This window comes from Burkholderia sp. BCC0506 (genome assembly GCF_902833145.1).
In the GTDB taxonomy this organism is placed as follows: domain Bacteria; phylum Pseudomonadota; class Gammaproteobacteria; order Burkholderiales; family Burkholderiaceae; genus Burkholderia.
Genome location: NZ_CADFEN010000009.1, coordinates 131,712 through 152,587 on the forward strand (window position 1 = coordinate 131,712; position 20,876 = coordinate 152,587).

The 20,876-nt window shown below is 69.6% G+C and carries 14 protein-coding genes; 7 read left to right on the plus strand and 7 right to left on the minus strand.

Annotated features, from left to right (window positions below):
- Positions 1 to 204: 204 nt before the first annotated feature.
- Positions 205 to 957 (plus strand): class I SAM-dependent methyltransferase, encoded by a 753-nt coding sequence (locus HWX62_RS21490; RefSeq protein ID WP_175930525.1) that lies wholly within the window; start codon positions 205 to 207, stop codon positions 955 to 957.
- Positions 958 to 1,091: 134 nt separating this feature from the next.
- Here HWX62_RS21490 and ppc read toward each other — a convergent pair whose 3' ends face one another.
- Positions 1,092 to 4,121: a phosphoenolpyruvate carboxylase gene (ppc, locus tag HWX62_RS21495; RefSeq protein WP_175930526.1), complete on the minus strand. Its 3,030-nt coding sequence runs from the start codon at positions 4,119 to 4,121 to the stop codon at positions 1,092 to 1,094.
- Positions 4,122 to 4,329: 208 nt separating this feature from the next.
- Between ppc and hemC the strand changes: the two genes are divergently transcribed.
- The 3 genes from hemC to HWX62_RS21510 are packed head-to-tail and all read left to right on the plus strand — an operon-like array spanning position 4,330 to position 8,494.
- Entirely contained in the window at positions 4,330 to 5,334 is a 1,005-nt protein-coding gene (hemC, locus tag HWX62_RS21500; protein WP_175930527.1) for a hydroxymethylbilane synthase, read from the plus strand.
- Positions 5,334 to 7,304 (plus strand): fused uroporphyrinogen-III synthase HemD/membrane protein HemX, encoded by a 1,971-nt coding sequence (gene hemDX / locus HWX62_RS21505; RefSeq protein ID WP_175930528.1) that lies wholly within the window; start codon positions 5,334 to 5,336, stop codon positions 7,302 to 7,304. Before hemC ends, hemDX begins: the two co-directional genes overlap by 1 nt.
- 2 nt (positions 7,305 to 7,306) lie before the next feature.
- A complete protein-coding gene (locus tag HWX62_RS21510) occupies positions 7,307 to 8,494 on the plus strand; it encodes a heme biosynthesis protein HemY (protein WP_175930529.1) in 1,188 nt (395 codons plus the stop codon).
- A gap of 252 nt (positions 8,495 to 8,746) precedes the next feature.
- Here the strand turns inward: HWX62_RS21510 and HWX62_RS21515 are convergent, their stop codons facing one another.
- From HWX62_RS21515 to HWX62_RS21525, 3 genes are all read right to left on the minus strand, one after another.
- Positions 8,747 to 10,051 carry an MFS transporter gene (locus HWX62_RS21515; protein WP_175930530.1) on the minus strand — a complete coding sequence of 435 codons (1,305 nt, stop codon included), beginning with the start codon at positions 10,049 to 10,051 and terminating at the stop codon, positions 8,747 to 8,749.
- Between the two features lie 195 nt (positions 10,052 to 10,246).
- The gene (locus tag HWX62_RS21520; protein WP_175930531.1) at positions 10,247 to 11,005 is read right to left on the minus strand and encodes an SDR family oxidoreductase; all 759 of its coding nucleotides are present in this window, start codon (positions 11,003 to 11,005) and stop codon (positions 10,247 to 10,249) included.
- Positions 11,006 to 11,090: 85 nt separating this feature from the next.
- Positions 11,091 to 12,530 carry an aldehyde dehydrogenase family protein gene (locus HWX62_RS21525; protein ID WP_175930532.1) on the minus strand — a complete coding sequence of 480 codons (1,440 nt, stop codon included), beginning with the start codon at positions 12,528 to 12,530 and terminating at the stop codon, positions 11,091 to 11,093.
- 286 nt (positions 12,531 to 12,816) lie between these two features.
- Here HWX62_RS21525 and ppa point away from each other — a divergent pair, with 286 nt between their 5' ends.
- Positions 12,817 to 13,344, plus strand: coding sequence for an inorganic diphosphatase (ppa, locus tag HWX62_RS21530; RefSeq protein ID WP_175930533.1), 528 nt, complete (start codon positions 12,817 to 12,819; stop codon positions 13,342 to 13,344).
- Between the two features lie 54 nt (positions 13,345 to 13,398).
- Here the strand turns inward: ppa and HWX62_RS21535 are convergent, their stop codons facing one another.
- Entirely contained in the window at positions 13,399 to 14,235 is an 837-nt protein-coding gene (locus HWX62_RS21535; RefSeq protein WP_175930534.1) for a GIY-YIG nuclease family protein, read from the minus strand.
- Positions 14,236 to 14,284: 49 nt separating this feature from the next.
- Entirely contained in the window at positions 14,285 to 15,319 is a 1,035-nt protein-coding gene (locus tag HWX62_RS21540) for an AraC family transcriptional regulator (RefSeq protein WP_175930535.1), read from the minus strand.
- A gap of 151 nt (positions 15,320 to 15,470) precedes the next feature.
- On the opposite strand from HWX62_RS21540, the gene HWX62_RS21545 reads away from it, so the two are divergent.
- Positions 15,471 to 17,717, plus strand: coding sequence for a glycoside hydrolase family 3 C-terminal domain-containing protein (locus tag HWX62_RS21545; RefSeq protein WP_175930536.1), 2,247 nt, complete (start codon positions 15,471 to 15,473; stop codon positions 17,715 to 17,717).
- 76 nt (positions 17,718 to 17,793) lie between these two features.
- On the opposite strand, the gene HWX62_RS21550 is transcribed toward HWX62_RS21545, so the two are convergent.
- On the minus strand, positions 17,794 to 18,972 hold the full coding sequence (locus tag HWX62_RS21550; RefSeq protein ID WP_175930537.1) for a GNAT family N-acetyltransferase: 1,179 nt from the start codon (positions 18,970 to 18,972) through the stop codon (positions 17,794 to 17,796).
- 109 nt (positions 18,973 to 19,081) lie between these two features.
- On the opposite strand from HWX62_RS21550, the gene HWX62_RS21555 reads away from it, so the two are divergent.
- Complete coding sequence (locus HWX62_RS21555; protein ID WP_175930538.1) at positions 19,082 to 20,827, plus strand: NAD+ synthase; 1,746 nt, start codon at positions 19,082 to 19,084, stop codon at positions 20,825 to 20,827.
- The last annotated feature ends 49 nt before the right edge of the window (positions 20,828 to 20,876 follow it).

Here is a 20,876-nt window from a genome sequence, read left to right on the forward strand (position 1 = left end):
GAAGACGCGGCAAAAATCAAACGATCAGGCAGGTGGATCGAATACCAGAATAACCGCTTAACTTGTACTGGTACACATGCGGGCCTATTGTAGCGGCTCGCGCGCTGGCAGGGCAGCGCGCGTCCCCCACAATGCGTTGCACGGGGCCGGATCGCGCGCTCGAGCGCCGGGTTCGGCCGACTGCAGCAAGGAAAGGAGCGAACGATGAAACATCACGACCAGGTCGCCGACGCATTCGGCACGACGGCCGCCGCCTATCTGACGAGCGCGGTTCATGCGACGGGCGCCGACCTGCAGACGCTCGCCGACGCGGTGCGTGCGACGCCCGATGCCGCGGTGCTCGACCTCGGTTGCGGCGCCGGCCACGCGAGCTTCGCGGTTGCGCCGCATGTGCGCGACGTGCTCGCGTACGATCTCGCCGCGCCGATGCTCGCGACCGTCGATGCGGCCGCGCGCGAGCGCGGGCTCGCGAACGTCCGCACGCAGCAGGGCCCGGCCGAGCGGCTGCCGTTCGACACCGCGACGTTCGACTGGGTCGTGAGCCGGATGAGCGCGCACCACTGGCACGACATGCGCGCGGCGCTCGCCGAGGTGCGCCGCGTGCTGAAGCCGGGCGGCCGCGTGCTGATGATCGACATCGCGGGCAACGACCATCCGCTCCTCGATACGTACCTGCAGGCCGCGGAAGTGCTGCGCGACGCGTCGCACGTGCGCGACTACCGCGCGGACGAATGGCTCGCGATGTTCCGCGCAGCCGGTTTCGACGCGCAGGTGCACAGCCGCTGGCGGCTGCCGATCGATTTCGACACGTGGGTCGCGCGCATCCGCACGCCGGCCGACAGCGTGGCCGGCATTCGCGCGCTGTGGGCGCATGCACCCGACGAGGTACGCAGCTATTACGCGGTGCAGGCCGACGGGTCGTTCGAGCACGACGCGTTGCTGATCGACGCGCACTGAGCGTGCGGCGCGCGGCGCGCCGTTTCGCCATTTCGTCGCCGCATGAAAAAAGCCGCGATACGCATGGGTGCGTATCGCGGCTGTCGCTATCCCGGCCGGCGCGGAACGCCCTGGGCGCCCGCACCGCCCGAGGATCAGCCGGTGTTGCGCAGGCCGGCCGCGATCCCGTTGATCGTCAGGTGAATCCCGCGGCGCAGCCGCGCATTCGTGTCGCCCGCGCGGTGACGCTTGATCAGCTCGACCTGCAGGTGATTCAGCGGATCGAGATACGGGAAGCGGTTCTTGATCGAGCGCGCGAGCAGCGGGTTGGTCGCGAGGCGGCCCTCATGGCCGGTGATTTCCGCGAGGGCCCGCGACGTGCGCTCCCATTCCGCGACGATCCGCTCGAACACGTGCTTGCGCAGCTTGCGGTCGGATACGAGCTGCGCATAGCGCGACGCGACCGCGAGATCGGTCTTCGCGAGTACCATGTCCATGTTCGACAGCAGGTTCGAGAAGAACGGCCAGGTCTTGTTCATCTTCTTGAGCAGCGCGACGCGCTTCGCGCGTTCGGCGTCGTCCGGCGCGCCGTCGAGATACGCGCTCACCGCGCTGCCGAAGCCGTACCAGCCGGTCAGCAGCAGCCGGCACTGGCCCCACGAGAAGCCCCACGGAATCGCGCGCAGATCCTCGATCCTGCGCTGCTTCGGATCCTGCAGCTTGCGCGACGCCGGGCGGCTGCCGATGTTCAGCTCGGCGATCTCGGTGATCGGCGTCGACGAGAAGAAGTAGTCGGTGAAGCCCGGGGTTTCGTAGACGAGCGCGCGGTACGCGGCCATCGCCGAATCGGACAGCGTCTGCATCGCGGCCTCGAACGCGGGCAACTGCGCCGGTGCGTTCGACTGCGGCAGCAGCGACGCCTCGAGCGTCGCGGCGACGACCGTTTCGAGGTTGCGCCGGCCGATCGACGGGTTCGAGAACTTGCTCGCGATCACCTCGCCTTGTTCGGTCAGGCGGATCTGGCCGTTCACGGTGCCCGGCGGCTGCGACAGGATCGCCTGGTAGGTCGGGCCGCCTCCGCGGCCGACCGTGCCGCCGCGGCCGTGGAACAGCCGCAGCGTGATCTTGCGCTCGCGGAACAGGTCGACGAGCGCGAGTTCCGCGCGATACAGCTCCCAGTTCGACGTGAGGAAGCCGCCGTCCTTGTTGCTGTCCGAGTAGCCGAGCATCACTTCCTGTTCGGCGCCCTGGTGCGCGATCAGCGCGTCGATGCCCGGCAGCGCGAAGTACTCGCGCATGATGCGCGACGCGTCGCGCAGGTCGGGGATCGTCTCGAACAGCGGGATCACCATCAGGCTGTTCTTCGCGCCGCTGCCCGGCACGCCGAGCGTGCCTTCGAGCAGCCCCGTCTCCTTCTGCAGCAGCAGGACTTCGACGAGGTCGCTGACCGTTTCCGTGTGCGAAATGATGTAGTTGCGCACCGCGCGCGCGCCGAATTGCGCACGGACCTCGCGCGCCTTCTCGAACACGCCGAGCTCGCTTTGCGCGAGCGCCGAGTATTCGATGTACGGCGAGCGCAGCGGGCGCGGGTCGGCGAGCGCGGCGCGCAGCACGCGCAGCTTGTCTTCCTCGGCGAGCGCCGCATAGTCGGCCTCGACGCCGGCGCGCGCGAACAGCTCGGCGACCACCGCTTCGTGGATGTCGGAACTCTGGCGCAGGTCGATGCTCGCGAGATGGAAGCCGAACACTTCGGCCGCGCGCACGAGCGGCGCGAGGCGCGGCGTGGCAAGCGACGCGCCGTGGTGTTCGTCGAGCGACGCGGTCAATACCTTCAGGTCGGCGACGAACGCTTCGGAATCTTCATACGGGACCGCACGCACGGGCGGCGCGCCGCGGCCCGCGCTGCGCACGGGCACCGTGCCTTCGCCGAGACGCACGCGCGCGCTTGCCGCGAGCCGCGTATAGATGCCGATCAGCGCGCGGCGGTACGGTTCGTCGACGCGATGCGGCGACTGGTCGGGCGACGCGGCGGCCAGCGCCTTCACCGCGTCGTTCGCGCCGACCAGCAGGTTCGACACCGACAGCTCGGCGCCCAGCTTGTGCACCTGTTCCAGGTAGTGCTCGAGGATCACCGCGGCCTGGCGGTTGATCGCCTCGTCGAGCGTCGCCGCGGTCACGTTCGGGTTGCCGTCGCGGTCGCCGCCGATCCAGCTGCCCATCTGGAAGAACGCGGGCACGCGGGCCGACAGGCCGTGCTCGGCGAGCGCGGCCTCGATGTCGCCGTACAGCGCGGGCAGCTCGTCGAGGAAGGTCGCGCGGTAGTACGACAGCGCGTTCTCGATCTCGTCGCCGACCGTCAGGCGCGCGTCGCGCAGCATCCGCGTCTGCCAGAGCGCGGTCACGCGCGCGCGCAGCATCGCTTCGTTGTACTGGCGCTCGCGCGCGGTCAGCTCCTGGTCGCGCTCGGCGAGCAGGCGCGCGATGTCGTGCTGCGCGTCGAGGATGCTCTTGCGCTGCACTTCGGTCGGGTGCGCGGTCAGCACCGGCACGATCAGCGCGTCGTCGAAGAAGCGCTGCAGCAGGCGCTTCGACGCGTTGCCGGTGGTTTTCAGCTGGTCGAGCGCGTACGCGACCGTGCCGGGCTGCGGCGCGGAGCCGGCCAGCGCGTGGATGCGGCGGCGGCGGTTGTGGTGGCGGTCTTCCGCGATGTTCGCGAGGTGCGAGAAATAGCTGAACGCACGCACGACGCTCACCGTCTGCTCCGGCGTCAGCTTGCGCAGCTTCTTCTCGAGCGTCTGCGCGGCTTCGCTGTCGTCCTCGCGGCGGAACTTGACGGCGGTCTGGCGGATCGTCTCGACGACGTCGAACACCGTATCGCCTTCCTGTTCGCGCACGACGTCGCCGAGCAGGCGGCCGAGGAAGCGGATGTCCTCGAACAGCGGGCGGTCCTTGTCGTCGCGCGTGCGGGTGCCGGCCTTCGGCGCGACGGCCTGGCGGGCGGCGGAGCCGGCGGCTTTCGTCGTGCGTTTCGTCGGACGTATCGGGTCTTTCGGTTTCGTTGCCGTGGGTTTCGTTGCCGCTTTCGCACGACCGTTCGCGGCGATGGCGACGGTGTCCGTCGAGGCGTCGGGGGAGGACAGGGCAGCATTGCGGCGCGCCGTACGCGCCGATCCGGAAGACTTCACGATGGGTTTCCTTGGGAAGGCTCGAGTCAAAAGGAACTGCGGAAACTGCGGGAACTGCGGTCAAGCAACCAGCTACGTGCGGCACATCCGCACAACGGCGCCGCGACCCGCACGGAAGCAGGCCGGGCGCGGGCTCCGGGCCCGGGCGGGCCGGGGCGTGCGTGCTACCATTGTTCGATCTTCAATCCCGTCCTTCGATGTTCCAGCAATGAATTCCGAGACCCCCGCGGCCGGGCCGCGACAGGCACAGCCGCCCGCGACGTTGACGATTGCTTCGCGCGAGAGCCGCCTGGCGATGTGGCAAGCCGAACATGTGCGTGATGCGCTGCGCAAATTATATCCAGCTTGTGACGTGAAAATCCTCGGGATGACGACGCGCGGCGATCAGATTCTCGATCGCACGCTGTCGAAGGTCGGCGGCAAGGGCCTGTTCGTGAAGGAACTGGAGGCCGCGCTGGCCGATGGCCGCGCCGATCTCGCCGTGCATTCGCTGAAGGACGTGCCGATGGCGCTGCCCGACGGCTTCTCGCTCGCCGCGATCATGGCGCGCGAAGACCCGCGCGACGCCTTCGTGTCGAACGACTACGCGTCGCTCGACGCGCTGCCGGCCGGCGCGGTCGTCGGCACGTCGAGCCTGCGCCGCGAGGCGATGCTGCGTTCGCGTTATCCGCATCTCGAGGTCCTGCCGCTGCGCGGCAACCTCGACACGCGGCTCGCGAAGCTCGACCGCGGCGACTACGCGGCGATCATCCTCGCGGCCGCCGGCCTGAAGCGCCTCGGCCTCGACGCACGCATCCGCACGCTGCTCGACGTCGACGCGAGCCCGCCCGCGGCCGGCCAGGGCGCGCTCGGCATCGAGATCGCCGCGCACCGCGCCGACGTCGCCGCGTGGCTCGCGCCGCTGCACGACCCGCAGACCGCGCTCGCGGTCGAGGCCGAGCGGATGGTGTCGCGCGCGCTCGGCGGCAGCTGCGAGGTGCCGCTCGCCGCGCACGCGGTGTGGCGCGCGGGCGAGCTGTACCTGACGGGCCGCGTGTCGACCACCGACGGCAAGCGCGTGCTGACGGCCGACGCGTGCGGCGCGGTCATGACCGTCGCCGATGCGCTCGCGCTCGGCCGCGCGGTGTCCGACGAGCTCGAGGCGCAAGGCGCGCTCGACATCGTCCAGGCGCTGCTCGCCGGCTCGCAGGCCGCCGGCAAGGGCGACGCCTGATGGCGGGCGGCGCGCGCGCGTTCACCGCTGTCCTGACGCGTCCGGACGGGCAGTCCGACGCGCTCGCGTCGCAACTGGCCGACGCCGGTTGCGACGTGCTCGAATTCCCGCTGATCGATATCGCGCCGGTCGACGATCCGGCGCCGCTCGACGCCGCGTTCGCGGCGCTGGCCGACTACGCGCTGGTGGTTTTCGTGTCGCCGAACGCGATCGACCGTGCGCTCGCGCGGTACGGCGCGATCTGGCCGAACGCGCTGCCGGTCGGCGTGGTCGGGCCCGGCAGCGTCGCGGCGCTCGAGCGTCACGGCATCGCGGCGCCCGCGCATCGCGTGATCGCGCCGCAGGCGCCGGCCGACGGCGGGGTGCCCCATTACGATTCGGAAAGCCTGTTCGCGTGCATCGAGGCCGCGTTCGGCGGCGCGCAGGCGCTGGCCGGCAAGCGCGTGCTGATCGTGCGCGGCGACGGCGGGCGCGAATGGCTCGCCGAGCGTCTGCGCGAGGCCGGCGCGGACGTCACGCTCGTCGCCGCGTACCGGCGCGTCGTGCCGGAGCCGCGCGTCGGCGCGTGGGAACGCGTGCACGCGCTGCTCGACGGCCGGCCGCACGCGTGGCTCGTCACGAGCTCGGAAGGCGTGCGCAACCTGCACGAGCTGGCCCGCGCCCACCTGAACGATGCCGAGATCGACGCGCTCAAGCATGCGCCGCTCGTCACGCCGCACCCGCGGATCGAGCAGACCGCGCGCGCATTGGGTTTTGATAGGATTACGCTGACCGGCGCGGGCGATGAGCGCATCGTCCGCGCGTTTCGAACGATGGCCGACGAGGCCGTCCAACCGGCGACAGCCGCACCGGTGACTAAACGCATGACAGATACCAACGATTCCAAAAGCGTCGCTTCCCAGCCGGCCGCTGCATCCGCACCGCCGTCCAGCCCCCCTTATCTCGCGCCCGAGCCGCGTGCGCGCCGCGGCGGCAGCGCGCTGCTGTGGTTCGTCGTCGTCGTGCTCGGCTGCGCGGCGGGTGTCGGCGGCTACGCGCTGAACCGCAAGATCGACCGGCTCGACGGCACGTTCGTCGCGCGCCAGAAGGCGCTCGACGCGCAGGCGGCCGAAACGCGGATGAAGACCGAGCAGGCGCTCGCCAGCACGCACCAGGTCGACACGCAGCTCGCGCAGCTCGACGGCAAGCTGGCCGATGCGCAGAGCGCGCAGCAGGCGCTGCAGCAGCAATACCAGGACCTGTCGCGCAACCGCGATGCGTGGATGCTCGAGGAAGTCGACCAGATGCTGTCGAGCGCGAGCCAGCAGCTTCAACTGACCGGCAACACGCAGCTCGCGCTGATCGCGCTGCAGAACGCCGACGCGCGTCTCGCGACGTCGCAGAGCGCACAGGCCGTCACGGTGCGCAAGGCGCTCGCGCAGGACATCGAGAAGCTGAAGGCCGCGCCGGCGGCCGATCTCACGGGCCTCGCGATCAAGCTCGACGACGCGATCGGCAAGATCGACGCGCTGCCGCTGTCGGGCGAGGCGATCGTGCCGCACGCGGCGCCGAAGGCCGCGCCGGCCGACGCCGCGTCGTCGGTCGCCGCCGGCGAGCCGCGCTGGAAGGTGTGGTGGCACGACTTCTCGGCCGGCCTCGGCCAGCAACTGAAGGGCCTCGTGCAGGTGCGCCGGATCGACAACGCCGACGCGATGCTCGCGTCGCCCGACCAGGGCTACTTCGTGCGCGAGAACGTGAAGCTGCGCCTGCTCACCGCGCGGCTGTCGCTGCTGGCGCGCAACGACAGCGCGATGAAGGCCGACCTGCACGCCGCCCAGGCGTCGCTCGCGAAGTATTTCGATCAGGCGTCGAAGGACACGCAGACCGTCGAGGATCTGCTCAGGCAGGTTGACGGCGCGTCGCTGACGGTCGCGGTGCCGAACCTGAACACGAGCCTGAACGCCGTTCAGCAGTTCAAGAGCCGGGGGTAACGATGACGCTTCGAGGAATCGTCTGGCTCGCGGTCCTGTTCGCGATCGCCGCGGCGCTCGCCACCGTCGGCCGTTTCGACGCGGGGCAGGTGCTGCTCGTCTACCCGCCGTACCGGGTCGACGTGTCGCTGAACCTGTTCGTGATCGCCATCGTCGTGCTGTTCATCGTCGTGTACGCGCTGCTGCGCATCGTGCGCAACATCTGGCGCATGCCGCAGCGGGTCGCCGCGTATCGTGCGCGTGCGCGCAACGAGAAGGCGCAGGCATCGCTGCGCGATGCGATCGCGAACCTCTACGCGGGCCGCTTCTCGCGTGCGGAGAAGGCCGCGCGTGAAGCGCTGGCGGTCGATGCGAACCTGGGCGCCGCGAGTCTCGTCGCGGCCACGGCCGCGCACCGGATGCACGAGTACACGCGCCGCGACGACTGGCTGTCGAAGGTCGATGCGCCCGAATGGCAGGATGCACGGCTGCTCGCCGCGGCCGACATGCGCGCGGACGCCCGCGACGCCGACGGTGCGCTCGCCGCACTGGCCGACATGCAGGCCGGCGGCAAGCGCATCCACGCGCAGCAGGTCGCGCTGCGGGCCCAGCAGCAACTGAAGAACTGGGCCGAGGTGCTGAAGCTCGCGAAGGCGCTCGAAAAGCGCGAGGCGCTGCATCCGGCCGCGGCCGTGCGGCTGCGCCAGCAGGCGGCGGAAAACCTGCTGCGCGAACGCCGGCACGACCCGGATGCGCTGCTCGAAGTATGGCAGTCGCTGTCGCCCGTCGAGCGCCAGTCGCCGCGCCTGGCCGATCTCGCGGCCGAGCTGCTCGTGCCGCTCGAGCGCCGCAACGAAGCGCGCCGCATCGTCGAGGACGCGCTCGCGCACAACTGGGATGCACGCCTTTTGCGCCGCTACCCGGACACGGCCGGCGCCGATGCGCTGCCGCTGATCCAGAAGGCCGAAGGCTGGAAGAAGGATCATCCGGAAGACGCCGACCTGCTGTTCGCACTCGGCCGCCTCTGCCAGCAGCAGCAGCTGTGGGGCAAGGCGCAGTCGTTCCTCGAGTCGGCGCTGAAGCTGGCCGACAACGAGGCGCTGAAGGTGCGCGCGCATCGCGCGCTCGCCCGCCTGTTCGAGCATCTCGGCGAAACCGACAAGGCCGCGAAGCACTACCGCGAAAGCGCGCTCGCGATCACCGTGGTCTGACGCGGCGCTGCGTAGAAAGCCCCGAACGCCGATCGGCGTTCGGGGCTTTTTTTCGTCCGCCGTTGGGCCGCCGGCACGCAGCGTGCCGTCATCCGGCCGGTGCGGGCGCTGTCTGCCTGCAAGCCAAAACGCCTGGGCGCCGGGGCGATGCCGGACGTCGGGGCGGTTCGGGACGGGCCGGCAATCGGCCGGCGGCGTATCGGGTGTCTCGGGTGTGTCGGGTGTATCCGGCGCGCGTCGACGCGCCCCGCATCACTTGTCGACGAGCCGCTTCGGCACCGACAACGCAAGCAGCCCGCCGAGCACGAGGAAGCCGGCCAGCATGTACATGCCCGCGTCGTTGGTGCTCGTCGCCTGCTTGAGCCAGCCCATCAGGTACGGGCTCAGGAAGCCGGCCAGGTTGCCGATCGAGTTGATCATCGCGATGCCGGCCGCGGCGGCCGTGCCGCCGAGGAACGCGGTCGGCAGGCTCCAGAACAGCGGCAGCGTCGTCAGGATGCCGATCGTCGCGAGCGTGAGGCCGAGCATCGCGAGCGCCGTCTGGTGCGCCCAGATCACCGACAGCACGAGGCCGAGCGCGCCGATCGCGGCCGGAATCGCGACGTGCCAGCGGCGTTCGCGGCGTTTGTCCGCGCTGCGCGCGATCAGGATCATCGCGACCACCGCGGCCGCATACGGAATCGCCGACAGCAGGCCGATCATGAGCGTGTCGGTCACGCCCGTCGCCTTGATGATCGTCGGCAGCCAGAAGCCGACGCCGTAGAGCCCCATCACGAACGAGAAATAGATCAGCGCCATCAGCCACACGCGCGGGCTCGACATCACGGTGCCGAGCGGCAGGTCTTCCTTGGTGGCTTCCTCCGCGTCGACGTTGCGGGCGAGCAGCGCCTTTTCTTCGTCGGTCAGCCACGCCGCCTTCGCGATCCGTTCGTCGAGCGTGAAGAACACGAGCACGCCGGCGAGCACGGACGGAATGCCTTCGAGCAGGAAGAGCCACTGCCAGCCGTGCCAGCCGCTCACGCCGTCGAACGCCTTCAGGATGAAGCCGGAGATCGGCCCGCCGATCACGCCGGACAGCGCGACGGCCGTCATGAAGAACGTCGTCATCCGGCCGCGCCGGTGCGCGGGATACCAGTAGGTGAGGTAGAGGATCACGCCGGGGAAGAAGCCCGCTTCGGCGACGCCGAGCAGGAAGCGCATCACGTAGAACATCGCGGGCGTCGTGACGAACATCGTCAGGATCGAGATCACGCCCCACGTCGCCATGATGCGGGCGATCCACACGCGGGCGCCCACCCGGTGCAGGATGATGTTGCTCGGCACCTCGAACAGGAAATAGCCGAAGAAGAAGATCCCGGCTCCGAGCCCGTACACGGTGTCGCTCAGGTTCAGGTCGCTCGCCATCTGCAGCTTCGCGAACCCGACGTTTACGCGGTCGAGATACGCGACCACGTAGCACAGCAGCAGGAGCGGCACGAGCCGCCACGACACCTTGCGGTAGGTTGCTTCCTCGAATGCGCCGGACGAGCCCGGCAGCGACTGCGTCGATGTTGCCATGTTGTCTCCTGTCGATCCAAGTTAGCGCTTTAGCGGTGACCTGGATCCCATGCTTTGCGGTCGATCGATGGCCGCGCCTGGGCGGTGGCCTGGATCCGATGCACCGCTGTCCTTGTAGTGGGCCGGAGCGGGTGCGGTGGCGCCCGATCCGGTTTCGTGCGAAGCAATACGCGGCGGCCGTGCCCCCCGTGACGGCTAGATGCAGCGCCCGCCGTCGACTTCGAGGCAGACGCCGGTGATGAACTCGGCTTCGTCGGATGCGAGGTACAGCGCGGCGTTCGCGATGTCCTGCGGCGTCGAGAAGCGGCCGAGCGGAATCGTCGCGAGAAAGCGGCGGCGATTCTCCGGCGTGTCCTCGCAGCCCATGAACTCGGTCATCAGCGCGGTTTCGCCGAGCACCGGGTTGATGCAGTTCACGCGGATGCGCTCGGCGCCGAGTTCGGCCGCGAGCGACTTGCTCGCGGTGATCATCGCACCCTTCGTGCTGTTGTACCAGACAAGGCCCGGGCGCGGCCGCACGCCGGCCGTCGACGCGACGTTCACGAACACGCCGCCGCCCTGTGCGCGGAAGTACGGCACGAAGGTCTGCACGCACCAGAACAGGCTCTTCATGTTGACGGCGTACACGCGGTCGAATTCGGCTTCCGTCACGTCGAGCACGGGCTTGTTGCGGTGCGTCGTGCCCGCGTTGTTCACGACGATCTGCACCGCATGGAAATCGTCGAGCGCGGCCTGCAGCAGCGCGCGCCAGTCGTCCGCTTTCGACACGTCGCCGGCCACCGCGATCGCCTTGCCGCCCGCGAGCGCGATCTCGCTCGCGACGCGCTCGGCCGCCGCGCCGTGCAGGTCGTTGACGACGACGTTCGCGCCTTCGCGCGCGTACGTTTTCGCGATGCCTTCGCCGAACCCCGAGCCGCCGCCCGTGACGATGGCCGTCTTGCCGCTCAACCGCATGGTGTGTCTCCTGTGCTGGTCATCAGAGTCGTCGTGTGCCGACCGGCGGCCGGGTGCTGCCCGCACGCCGGGCGCGTGCCGTGCGTCAGCCGTGCCGGATCGCGATCGTCTTCAGCGCGGTGAAGCCGTACAGGGCCTCGAAGCCTTTCTCGCGGCCATGGCCCGAATGGCCGACGCCGCCGAACGGCAGCTCGACGCCGCCGCCCGCGCCATAGTTGTTGATGAACACCTGCCCCGCGCGCAGCCGCCGCGCAAGCCGCAACTGGCGCGCGCCGTCGCGGGTCCAGACGCCCGCGACGAGGCCGTACGGCGTGCCGTTCGCGAGCGCGACGGCTTCGTCCTCGTCGACGAAACGCATCGCCGCGAGCACGGGGCCGAATACCTCCTCCTGTGCGAGCCGGTGCGACGGCGGCACGTCGCGCAACAGCGCGGGCGCTTGATAGAAGCCGCTTTCGGGCGCGTCGGCGACGACTTGCCCGTGCGCGGCCATCGGAATGCCGTCATGCTGCGCGTCGGACAGGAAATCCCACACGCGTTGCTGCTGCTTCGCGTTGATCAGCGGGCCGCAGTCGAGATCGGCGCGGCTCGGGCCGACCCGCAGCCCGTTGAACGCGGTGGCGAGGCGCTCGACGAGCGGCTCGTACACCGCGCGCTCGATCAGCACGCGGCTGCCGGCCGAGCAGGTCTGCCCGCCGTTCTGCACGATCGCGGACACGAGCACCGGCAGCGCCGCGTCGAGATCGGCGTCGGCGAACACGATTTGCGGCGACTTGCCGCCGAGTTCGAGCGTGACGGGCACGTGGTTCTCGGCCGCCATCTGCGTGACCAGCTTGCCGGTGGCCGGCGAACCCGTAAACGAGATGTGGTCGATGCCCGGATGGCGCGCGAGCGCGGCGCCCGCTTCATGGCCGTAGCCGGTGACGATGTTGAGCGCGCCGGCCGGCAGCCCGGCCTCGGCGGCCAGCTCGGCGACGCGCAGCACGGACAGGCACGCGTCCTCGGCCGGCTTGACGACGCACGCGTTGCCGGCCGCGAGCGCCGCGCCGACGCTGCGCCCGAAGATCTGCATCGGGTAGTTCCACGGCACGATATGGCCCGTGACGCCGTGCGGCTCGCGCACCGTCAGCACCGTGTAGCCGGCCTGGTAGGGGAGGGTTTCGCCGTGCAGCTTGTCGGCGGCGCCCGCGTAGAACTCGAAGTAGCGCGCGAGCGCGGCCGCGTCGGCGCGTGCCTGCTTCAGCGGCTTGCCGGTGTCGCGTGCCTCGATCGCGGCGAGCTCCTCGATCGAATCGGCCACGCGCGCCGACAGCCGCATCAGCACGCGGCCGCGCTCGGCGGCGCTGGCGGCGCCCCACGGGCCCGCGAACGCGTCGCGGGCCGCGGCGACCGCGCGCTCGATGTCGGGCGCCGTGCCGCGCGCGATCGTCGCGAACGGCTGGCCGTCGGACGGATCGACGACCGCGATGGTTTCCAGTTGCGCGGGCAAGGTCCATTCGCCCGCGATGAAATGCTTCGCTTCTTCCATGCCTCCTCCTGTCGACCCGAGTTAGCGCTTCAGCGCTTACTCGGGTCCCATGCATCGCGGTCGACCCAGGTTAGCGCTTCAGCGCTTGCTCGGGTTCCATACCTTGTGATTGACGTGCAACGCAGCCGGCCCGACGCCCGGACATCCGGAACGATTATCGCGCCGATCGTCATCCGGACGCCACCGGTCGATTGGCTATAATGGCGCATTCCTTTTGGGGGACGCCCGCGACGGCATCGGCCGCGGCGCCCTGTCCCGAATTCCCATCGACCTACAGAGAGTGCTCATGAGCTTCAATCATGTTCCGGCCGGCAAGGACCTGCCGCAAGATTTCAACGTGATCATCGAGATTCCCGCGCAAAGCGATCCGGTGAAGTACGAGGCGGACAAGGAACTGGGCCTCCTCGTCGTCGACCGCTTCATCGGCACGGGCATGCGCTACCCGGTGAACTACGGCTACATCCCGCAGACGCTGTCGGGCGACGGCGATCCGGTCGACGTGCTGGTGATCACGCCGTTCCCGCTGCTGGCCGGCTCGATCGTGCGTTCGCGCGTGCTCGGCATGCTGCAGATGACCGACGAGTCGGGCGTCGACGCGAAGCTGATCGCCGTGCCGCACGACAAGATCTGCCCGATGACGGCGAACCTGAAGTCGATCGACGACGTGCCCGAGTACCTGAAGGACCAGATCAAGCACTTCTTCGAGCAATACAAGGCGCTCGAGAAGGGCAAGTGGGTGAAGGTCGAAGGCTGGGCCGGCATCGAAGCCGCGCACAAGGAAATCACCGACGGCGCCGCGAACTACAAGAAGTAAGCGGCGTGCCGGCCGACGGCCGGCTCGTACGGAACGCGAACCGCGCGTGTCTCTTCAGGAGGCCGCGCGGTTTTGTTTTGCGCGCATGGTTTTCCGGCGGGTGGGCGGTGAGGCAGGCGCGGCCGGGGCCTGCTTCGCGCGTTTCGCTCGGGGCGAGGCCACGGCCGGGGTGATCGCCGCGGTGGTTTTCGTGGCCGATGGACGGCGACGGGCCGGTGCGGAATCGGCGCCTTCGCGTACGCGCGCGGCGGGTTCGCCGGCAGTGGCTGGCACCTTCCCGTTTGACGGGGCGGAAGAGGGCGAGCCGGTTTTCTTGACCGGTGTGCGACGCGATGAGGTCTTTTTTGCGGCAGCATTGCCGTTGGTTTTTGCACGTTCCGGGTCTGGTGCGGCTCGATTCGATTGGGCCGGCGTCGACGCCGGCTCGCCCTTCGCGGGTTTCGCCTTCTTCGCGGCCGTTGCAGACCTGACAACTTTCCCGGCTTTCGCGTTGTTTCCGGCGACCTGTTCCGTTTCCGCCGTCTTCGCCGCATCGTCGATGTCGTTCCGCTGCCCCTTCTTCCGCCTGCGCACCGGCGCCTTCGTCTCGGCCGTGTCGCCGCTCCCGTCGAGCGCGACCGCTACCGGCAACACCGATTCCAGCGTGCGCAAACCGGCCGCCAGCTCGCGCTTTTTGGCGGGCGTGAGCCGCTTCACCCAGTATTCGGCGCGCGACGCGCTCGACCGGTCGGGCAGCGCAAACGTCGCGAGCACCGCACGCGGCTTGCGCGAGCGCGTGTAGCGTGCGCCCTTGCCGGACGCGTGTTCGTCGAAGCGCGCGGCGACATCGGTCGTGATGCCCGTATAGACGCTGTCGTCGGCGCATTCGATCAGATACAGAAACCAGGACATGGCGGGGCGGCGGGATGCGAAGCCGCCAGTGTCTCAGAAAAAACGCGCGTCAACGCCACCGGTCGCCGTGCCCGTCGCGAAAGCGGGTCGGCGCCGCGCCGAGTTCGCGCGTGAAGAAGCGCGTGAACGCGCTCGTCGAACGGAAGCCGACGCGCGCGCCGATCTCGCCGATCGGCAGCTGCGTGTTGAGCAGCAGGTCGCGCGCCTCGCCGAGCCGCGCCTGCGCGACGAGCGCATGGAACCCGACCGCTTCGCGATGCAGCCGCCGGCGCAGCGTCCAGCGCGACATCGCGAAGCGCGTGCACACGTGCTGCATCAGCGTGTCGGTCGGCACGTCGGTGTCGTCGGACGTACGCAGCCAGTCGCGCACGCATTGCTCGACCGACGAGCCGAACGTCGACCGCGCGCGCACGCGCTCGCGTGCGGCGTCGGCCGCATGACGCTGGATGCCGGCGAGCGGTGCGTTGTAGCGCTCGAACGGCGTATCGAAGTGCGCGGAGCGCAGCACGAGGCGGTTGTGCGCGGCGTCGAACGATAGCGATGCGCCGAGCATGTCGCGCAGCGCGGCAACGGGCGCGAACGCGCGGCCGGCGAATTCGGCGTCATCGATGCGCGCCTGCGGATCGTACAGGCGCGCAAGCGCCGCGAGGATCGCGAGGTTCGCGAATGCGCTGCCCGCGTGCCGGCCGTCGCCTTCGTTCACGTATTCGAGCGCGATCGCGTCGCCGTTCTCGTGCGCGAAGACCCAGTCGACGTTGCCGATCAGCTCGCGATAGTGCAGGTAACCGTGCAGCGCGTCGCGCAGCGTCGCCGCGTTGCACGTGATGCCGGCGAGTTCGGGAAACGGCACGAGCCACGGCTCGACCTGCGGCGGCGGGCGGCGCCACGACAGCGGCCAGTCGCTCGTCAGCTGCATCGCGGCCACGTGCCGGTCGCCCGCGATGCGGCGCGTGTCGTCGGCGAGCTCGGCCGGCCCGATGCCGAGCGTCTGGTAAAGCGGTGCGGGATCGATGCCGTTCATGCGCGCGTCTTCGCACAGCCAGCGGTAGATCCGGACCGATACCGATTTCTGTTGCAACTCCATGTCTGTCTCCCTGTCGTCATGCCGTTCGGGTTTGTCCCCGCTGCGAGAGGTCAACGCATGCTCCTGCCGGTCAAGCGTGGTGACCGATCGATTTTTAGACTCGGACGCTGGAGTGGAGCCCCAAGTACAACAGAACGATTCTGGAGGATCAATGAAAACTTCGCTGTTCCGGTGTTCGACGATCGCGTCCGCGTGCGCGCTCACGGTGCTGCTCGCATCGTGCGGCGGCGACGACATCCATGCGCCGGCCGACCCCGACGCGGCGGCCGACCAGCGCGCGGCTGCGCTCGTCGCGCAATTGACGACCGACGAGAAGCTGCAGCTCGTGCACGGCACGGGCATGCCGGCCCTCGACCTGGGCGGCCCGTTCCCGGCCGACGCGCTGAACGGTGCGAGCTACATCCCCGGTGTGCCGCGGCTCGGCATTCCGGCGCTCAGCAGCGCCGACTCGGCGGGCGGCGTGAACGTGAAGAACGCGCGCGTGACCGCGCTGCCCGCGCCGGTCGCGCTCGCGGCGACGTGGGACCCGGCGCTCGCGGGCACCTACGGCACGCGCATCGCGCTCGAGTTGCGCGCGCTCGGCTTCGCGGAAGGGCTCGGCGGCGGCGTGAACCTCGCGCGCGAGCCGCGCAACGGCCGCACGTTCGAATACATGGGCGAGGACCCGGTGCTCGCGGGCACGCTGAGCGCCGCGCGCACGCAGGCCACGCAGGCGCAGAAGGTGATCGCGACGATCAAGCATTTCGCGTTCAACGACCAGGAAACCAACCGGATGACGGTCGATTCGGTCGTCGACGAGCGGACCATGCGCGAGGCCGAACTGCTTGCGTTCGAGATCGGCGTGAAGGACGGCCAGCCGGGCAACGTGATGTGCGCGTACAACAAGCTGAACGGCGTGTATGCGTGCGAGAACCCGTATTTGCTGACGACCGTGCTGAAGAACGAGTGGGGCTTCAAGGGTGTCGTGCAGTCGGACTGGGGCGCGACGCATTCGACGGTCGCGGCCGTGCAGGCCGGACTCGACGAGGAACAGCCGGGCGCGGCCGACGACGGCAACGCGCCGCTCGGCTCGTACTTCAATTCGAAGCTGCGCGCGGCGCTGCAGGCCGGCAGCGTGTCGGTCGCGCGGCTGAACGACATGGTGCAGCGCAAGCTGCGCACGCTGATCCGCATCGGCGTGATGGACGCGCCGCCGAAGCCGGGCGGCGCGATCGACGAAGCCGCCGGCCATGCCGATGCGCTCGCGATCGCCCGGCAAGCGGCGGTGCTGCTGAAGAACGCGGCCGCGCCGGGCGACACGCAGCCGGTGCTGCCGCTGGCTGCCGCCACGCTCAAGTCGGTCGTCGTGATCGGCGGGCATGCGGACGCGGGCGTGCTGTCGGGCGGCGGCTCGGGGGCGGTGCCGGCGATCGACGGCAACGCGGTGACGTCCTGCCCGCAACCGGCCGGCATGCTGTTCGGCGGGTGCGCGACCTGGTACAAGTCCGCGCCGCTCGCCGCGATCCGCGCGAAGGCGCCGAACGCGTCGGTCAGCTATCTCGACGGTACCGACGCGAACGCCGCGGCGAGCGCGGCCGCGCAGGCCGATGTCGCGATCGTGTTCGCCACGCAGTGGCAGACGGAGGGGCTCGACCTCGCGAGCCTGTCGCTGCCCGATGCGAAGGCGGACCCGTACAACCAGCAATACGACCAGAACGCGCTGATCGCCGCGGTCGCCGCGAAGGCCAGGCGCGTGATCGTCGTGCTCGAGAACGGCAGCCCCGTGCTGATGCCGTGGCTCGCGAACGTGCATGGCGTGCTGGACGCGTGGTATCCGGGCGCGCAGGGCGGCCAGGCGATCGCCGACCTGCTGTTCGGCGACGCGAACCCGTCGGGCCGGCTGCCGCTGACGTTCCCGAAGCAGGACGCCGACCTGCCGCAGCCGGCGATCGACCCGTCGAACCTGCGGAACGTCTACGCGGAAGGGCTCGCGTACGGCTATCGCTGGTTCGACGCGAAGGCGATCGAGCCGCTGTTTCCGTTCGGCTACGGGCTGTCGTACACGACGTATGCGTTGTCGGCGATGTCCGCGCAGGCCGACGCCGCGGGCAACGTGACGGTTGGCGTGACCGTGACGAACACGGGCGCGCGCGCCGGTACGCACACGGTGCAGATCTACGCGGCGCTGCCCGCATCGCTCGGCGAGCCGCCGAAGCGGCTCGTCGGCTGGACCAAGGTCGCGCTGCAGCCGGGCGAGGCGCGCACGGTCAGCATCGCGGTGCCGGCGCAGCGCTTCGCGGTGTGGGATCCGAGCGCGCACGCGTGGCGGATCGGCGCGGGCACCTATGGGCTGTCGGCGGCCGCGTCGTCGCGCGACCCGCAGGCGCTGTCGCAGACGGTGACGCTCGCCGCGCACTGAATCCGCGACAACCGTACGGCACGCGGCCAGGCCACGCATGGCTTCGCCGCATGCCGATACGCCGGATGGCGCGGCGCTAGCCGGCGCTGCGCCGGAACGGATCGTGTTCGCGCAGTTCGTCGACGTACGCGTGGATATGCTCGGTCTCGCGCTCGAGAAAGCGCGCGACCGCATCGGAAAACGCCGGATGCGCGAGCCAGTGCGCGGAGTGCGTGACGGTCGGCAGGAAACCGCGCGCGAGCTTGTGCTCGCCCTGCGCGCCGCCTTCGAACGTGTCGAGCCCGGCCTCGATGCAGAATTCGAGCAACTGGTAGTACGCCGTTTCGAAATGCAGGCAGGGCACGTGCTCGATCGCGCCCCAGTAGCGCCCGTACAGCGTGCCGCCGCCGTGTTCGCCGCGCCGGTACACGGCGAGCGCGCTCGCGATCGGCTGGCCGTCGGCTTCGGCGATCACGAGGAGCAGGTTCTCGGGCATCGTCGCGCCGATCGTACGGAAGAAGTCGAGGTTCAGGTACGGGCTCGAATAATGCTCGCGGTAGGTCTGCCGGTAGCAGCGCGAGAAGAAGCGCCAGTCGGCGTCGGTGATGCGGTCGCCGGTGAGCCGCCGGAAGGTCACGCCCGCGTCGTGCACCTTGCGCCGCTCCGCGCGGATGTTCTTGCGCTTTTTCTGCTCGAGCGTGCCGAGGAAATCGTCGAAGTGGCGGTAGCCGTCGTTGAGCCAGTGAAACTGCACGCCTTCGCGCAGCATCATGCCCATCGATTCGAGCAGCCGCGCTTCGTCGCCGGTCGGGAACAGCACGTGCAGCGACGACACGTCGCTCTGCTCGGCGAACGCGAGCAGCGTGGCCGCGAGCCGGCGGCGCGCGTCGTCGTTTGCCGCGAGCAGCCGCGTGCCCTGCACCGGCGTGAACGGCACCGCGCACAGCAGCTTCGGGTAATAGGCCAGGTTGTTGCGCTGGTATGCGTCGGCCCATGCCCAGTCGAACACGTATTCGCCGTACGAATGCTGTTTCGCGTAGACGGGCGCGGCGGCCGCGAGGCGGCCGGTGCCCGCGTCGGTCAGCGTGACGAAATGCGGCGACCAGCCGGTGTCGTCCACCGCGCAGCGCGCGACGTGCAGCGCGTCGAGGAATTCGTGGCGCAGGAACGGCGTGGGCTGCGCGTCGCGCGCGAGCAGCGCGTTCCATTCGTCGGCCGGCACCTCGGCCGGGGACGACAGGATGCCCGTGCGATAATCGATGCGTTCGTGTTTCAAGCGTGAATCCGTACCGTTGGATGTTGCCGGATGCGGGCCGCCGTGGCCCGCGCCCGGATCGATTTCGTCAGCCGTTCAAGGCGCGCCGCCGGGCTGCGCCGCTCCCGCCATGAAGACCCGACTCGCTCTCGCCCAGATCAACGTCACCGTCGGCGATTTCGCCGGCAACGTCGCGCGGATCGTCGCGGCCGCGCGCGCCGCGCACAACGATGGTGCGCACCTGATGGTCGCGCCCGAACTCGCGCTGTCCGGCTATCCGCCCGAAGACCTGCTGCTGCGGCCCGCGTTCTACGCGGCGGCGGCCGCCGCACTCGATGCGCTCGCCGATGCGCTGAAGGCGTTCGACGGGCTCGCGGTGCTGGTCGGCCATCCGTTGCGCGGCCCGGGCAGCGGTCCGGGCAGGGGCTCGGGCAGGGGGCCGGGCAGCGATGCGGGCAGCGCGTCAGCCGTCGATGGTAATGCAAACCGCCCGATCGAGCGCGGCGTGCCGCCCACCGATACCTTCAACGCGGTGTCGCTGATCGTCGGCGGCGAGATCGTCGGCACCTACCGCAAGCAGGATCTGCCGAACGCCGAGGTGTTCGACGAGAAACGCTACTTCGCGACCGACACCGAGCCGCTCGTGTTCGAGCTGAACGGCGTGAAATACGGCGTGATCATCTGCGAGGACGCGTGGCATGCGTCGGCCGCGCAGATCGCGAAGGCGGCCGGCGCGCAGGTGCTGCTGATCCCGAACGGCTCGCCGTATCACATGAACAAGGAGGCGGTGCGCATCGACATCCTGCGCGCGCGGATTCGCGAGACCGGGCTGCCGATGGTGTACGTGAACCTCGTCGGCGGCCAGGACGAACTCGTGTTCGACGGCGGTTCGTTCGTGCTCGACGGCGAGGGCGCGCTCGTCGCGAAGATGCCGCAGTTCGACGAAGGGCACGCGATCGTCGAATTCGACGGCGCGCGCCCGCTGCCGGGCACGATCGCGCCCGAGCTGTCGACCGACGCGCAGGTGTACCGCGCGCTCGTGACAGGCGTGCGCGACTACATCGGCAAGAACGGCTTTCCCGGCGCGCTGATCGGGCTGTCGGGCGGCGTCGATTCGGCGCTGGTGCTGGCCGTCGCGTGCGACGCGCTCGGGCCCGAGCGCGTGCGCGCGGTGATGATGCCGTCGCGCTTCACGGCCGACATCTCGACCACCGACGCGGCGGAAATGGCGCGGCGCGTCGGCGTGCGCTACGACGAGATCGCGATCGCGCCGATGTTCGATGCCTTCCGCGCGGCGCTTGCCGGCGAATTCGCGGGCTGCGCGGAAGACGCGACGGAGGAGAACATCCAGGCGCGCATCCGCGGCACGCTGCTGATGGCGCTGTCGAACAAGTTCGGCTCGATCGTGCTGACCACCGGCAACAAGAGCGAGATGGCGGTCGGCTACTGCACGTTGTACGGCGACATGGCCGGCGGTTTCGCGGTGATCAAGGACATCGCGAAGACGCTCGTGTACCGGCTCTGCCGTTACCGCAACGAAACAACCGACTACGGGCTGCGCGACGTGATTCCCGAACGGATCCTGACGCGCGCGCCGTCGGCCGAACTGCGCGAGAACCAGACCGACCAGGACAGCCTGCCGCCGTACGACGTGCTCGACGCGATCATGCGGATGTACATGGAAGAAGACCGGCCGCTCGCCGAGATCGTCGCGGCCGGCTATGCGCGGGCCGACGTCGAGCGTGTGACGCGGCTCATCAAGATCAACGAATACAAGCGCCGCCAGGCGCCGATCGGCATTCGCGTCACGCATCGCGCATTCGGGCGCGACTGGCGCTACCCGATCACGTCACGCTTCACCGAGCGGTTCGATTGAGCGGCGCTGGGCCGGATGCGGCCCGCCGGCTTACAATCGGGATCGCGAT

What these genes read in the sequence shown, in the direction of transcription:
- HWX62_RS21490 (WP_175930525.1), top strand. Translation starts at nt 205, where the DNA reads ATGAAACATCACGACCAGGTCGCCGACGCATTCGGCACGACGGCCGCC.
- hemC (WP_175930527.1), top strand. Translation starts at nt 4,330, where the DNA reads ATGAATTCCGAGACCCCCGCGGCCGGGCCGCGACAGGCACAGCCGCCC.
- hemDX (WP_175930528.1), top strand. Translation starts at nt 5,334, where the DNA reads ATGGCGGGCGGCGCGCGCGCGTTCACCGCTGTCCTGACGCGTCCGGAC.
- HWX62_RS21510 (WP_175930529.1), top strand. Translation starts at nt 7,307, where the DNA reads ATGACGCTTCGAGGAATCGTCTGGCTCGCGGTCCTGTTCGCGATCGCC.
- HWX62_RS21515 (WP_175930530.1), bottom strand. Translation starts at nt 10,051, where the DNA reads ATGGCAACATCGACGCAGTCGCTGCCGGGCTCGTCCGGCGCATTCGAG.
- HWX62_RS21520 (WP_175930531.1), bottom strand. Translation starts at nt 11,005, where the DNA reads ATGCGGTTGAGCGGCAAGACGGCCATCGTCACGGGCGGCGGCTCGGGG.
- HWX62_RS21525 (WP_175930532.1), bottom strand. Translation starts at nt 12,530, where the DNA reads ATGGAAGAAGCGAAGCATTTCATCGCGGGCGAATGGACCTTGCCCGCG.
- ppa (WP_175930533.1), top strand. Translation starts at nt 12,817, where the DNA reads ATGAGCTTCAATCATGTTCCGGCCGGCAAGGACCTGCCGCAAGATTTC.
- HWX62_RS21535 (WP_175930534.1), bottom strand. Translation starts at nt 14,235, where the DNA reads ATGTCCTGGTTTCTGTATCTGATCGAATGCGCCGACGACAGCGTCTAT.
- HWX62_RS21540 (WP_175930535.1), bottom strand. Translation starts at nt 15,319, where the DNA reads ATGGAGTTGCAACAGAAATCGGTATCGGTCCGGATCTACCGCTGGCTG.
- HWX62_RS21545 (WP_175930536.1), top strand. Translation starts at nt 15,471, where the DNA reads ATGAAAACTTCGCTGTTCCGGTGTTCGACGATCGCGTCCGCGTGCGCG.
- HWX62_RS21555 (WP_175930538.1), top strand. Translation starts at nt 19,082, where the DNA reads ATGAAGACCCGACTCGCTCTCGCCCAGATCAACGTCACCGTCGGCGAT.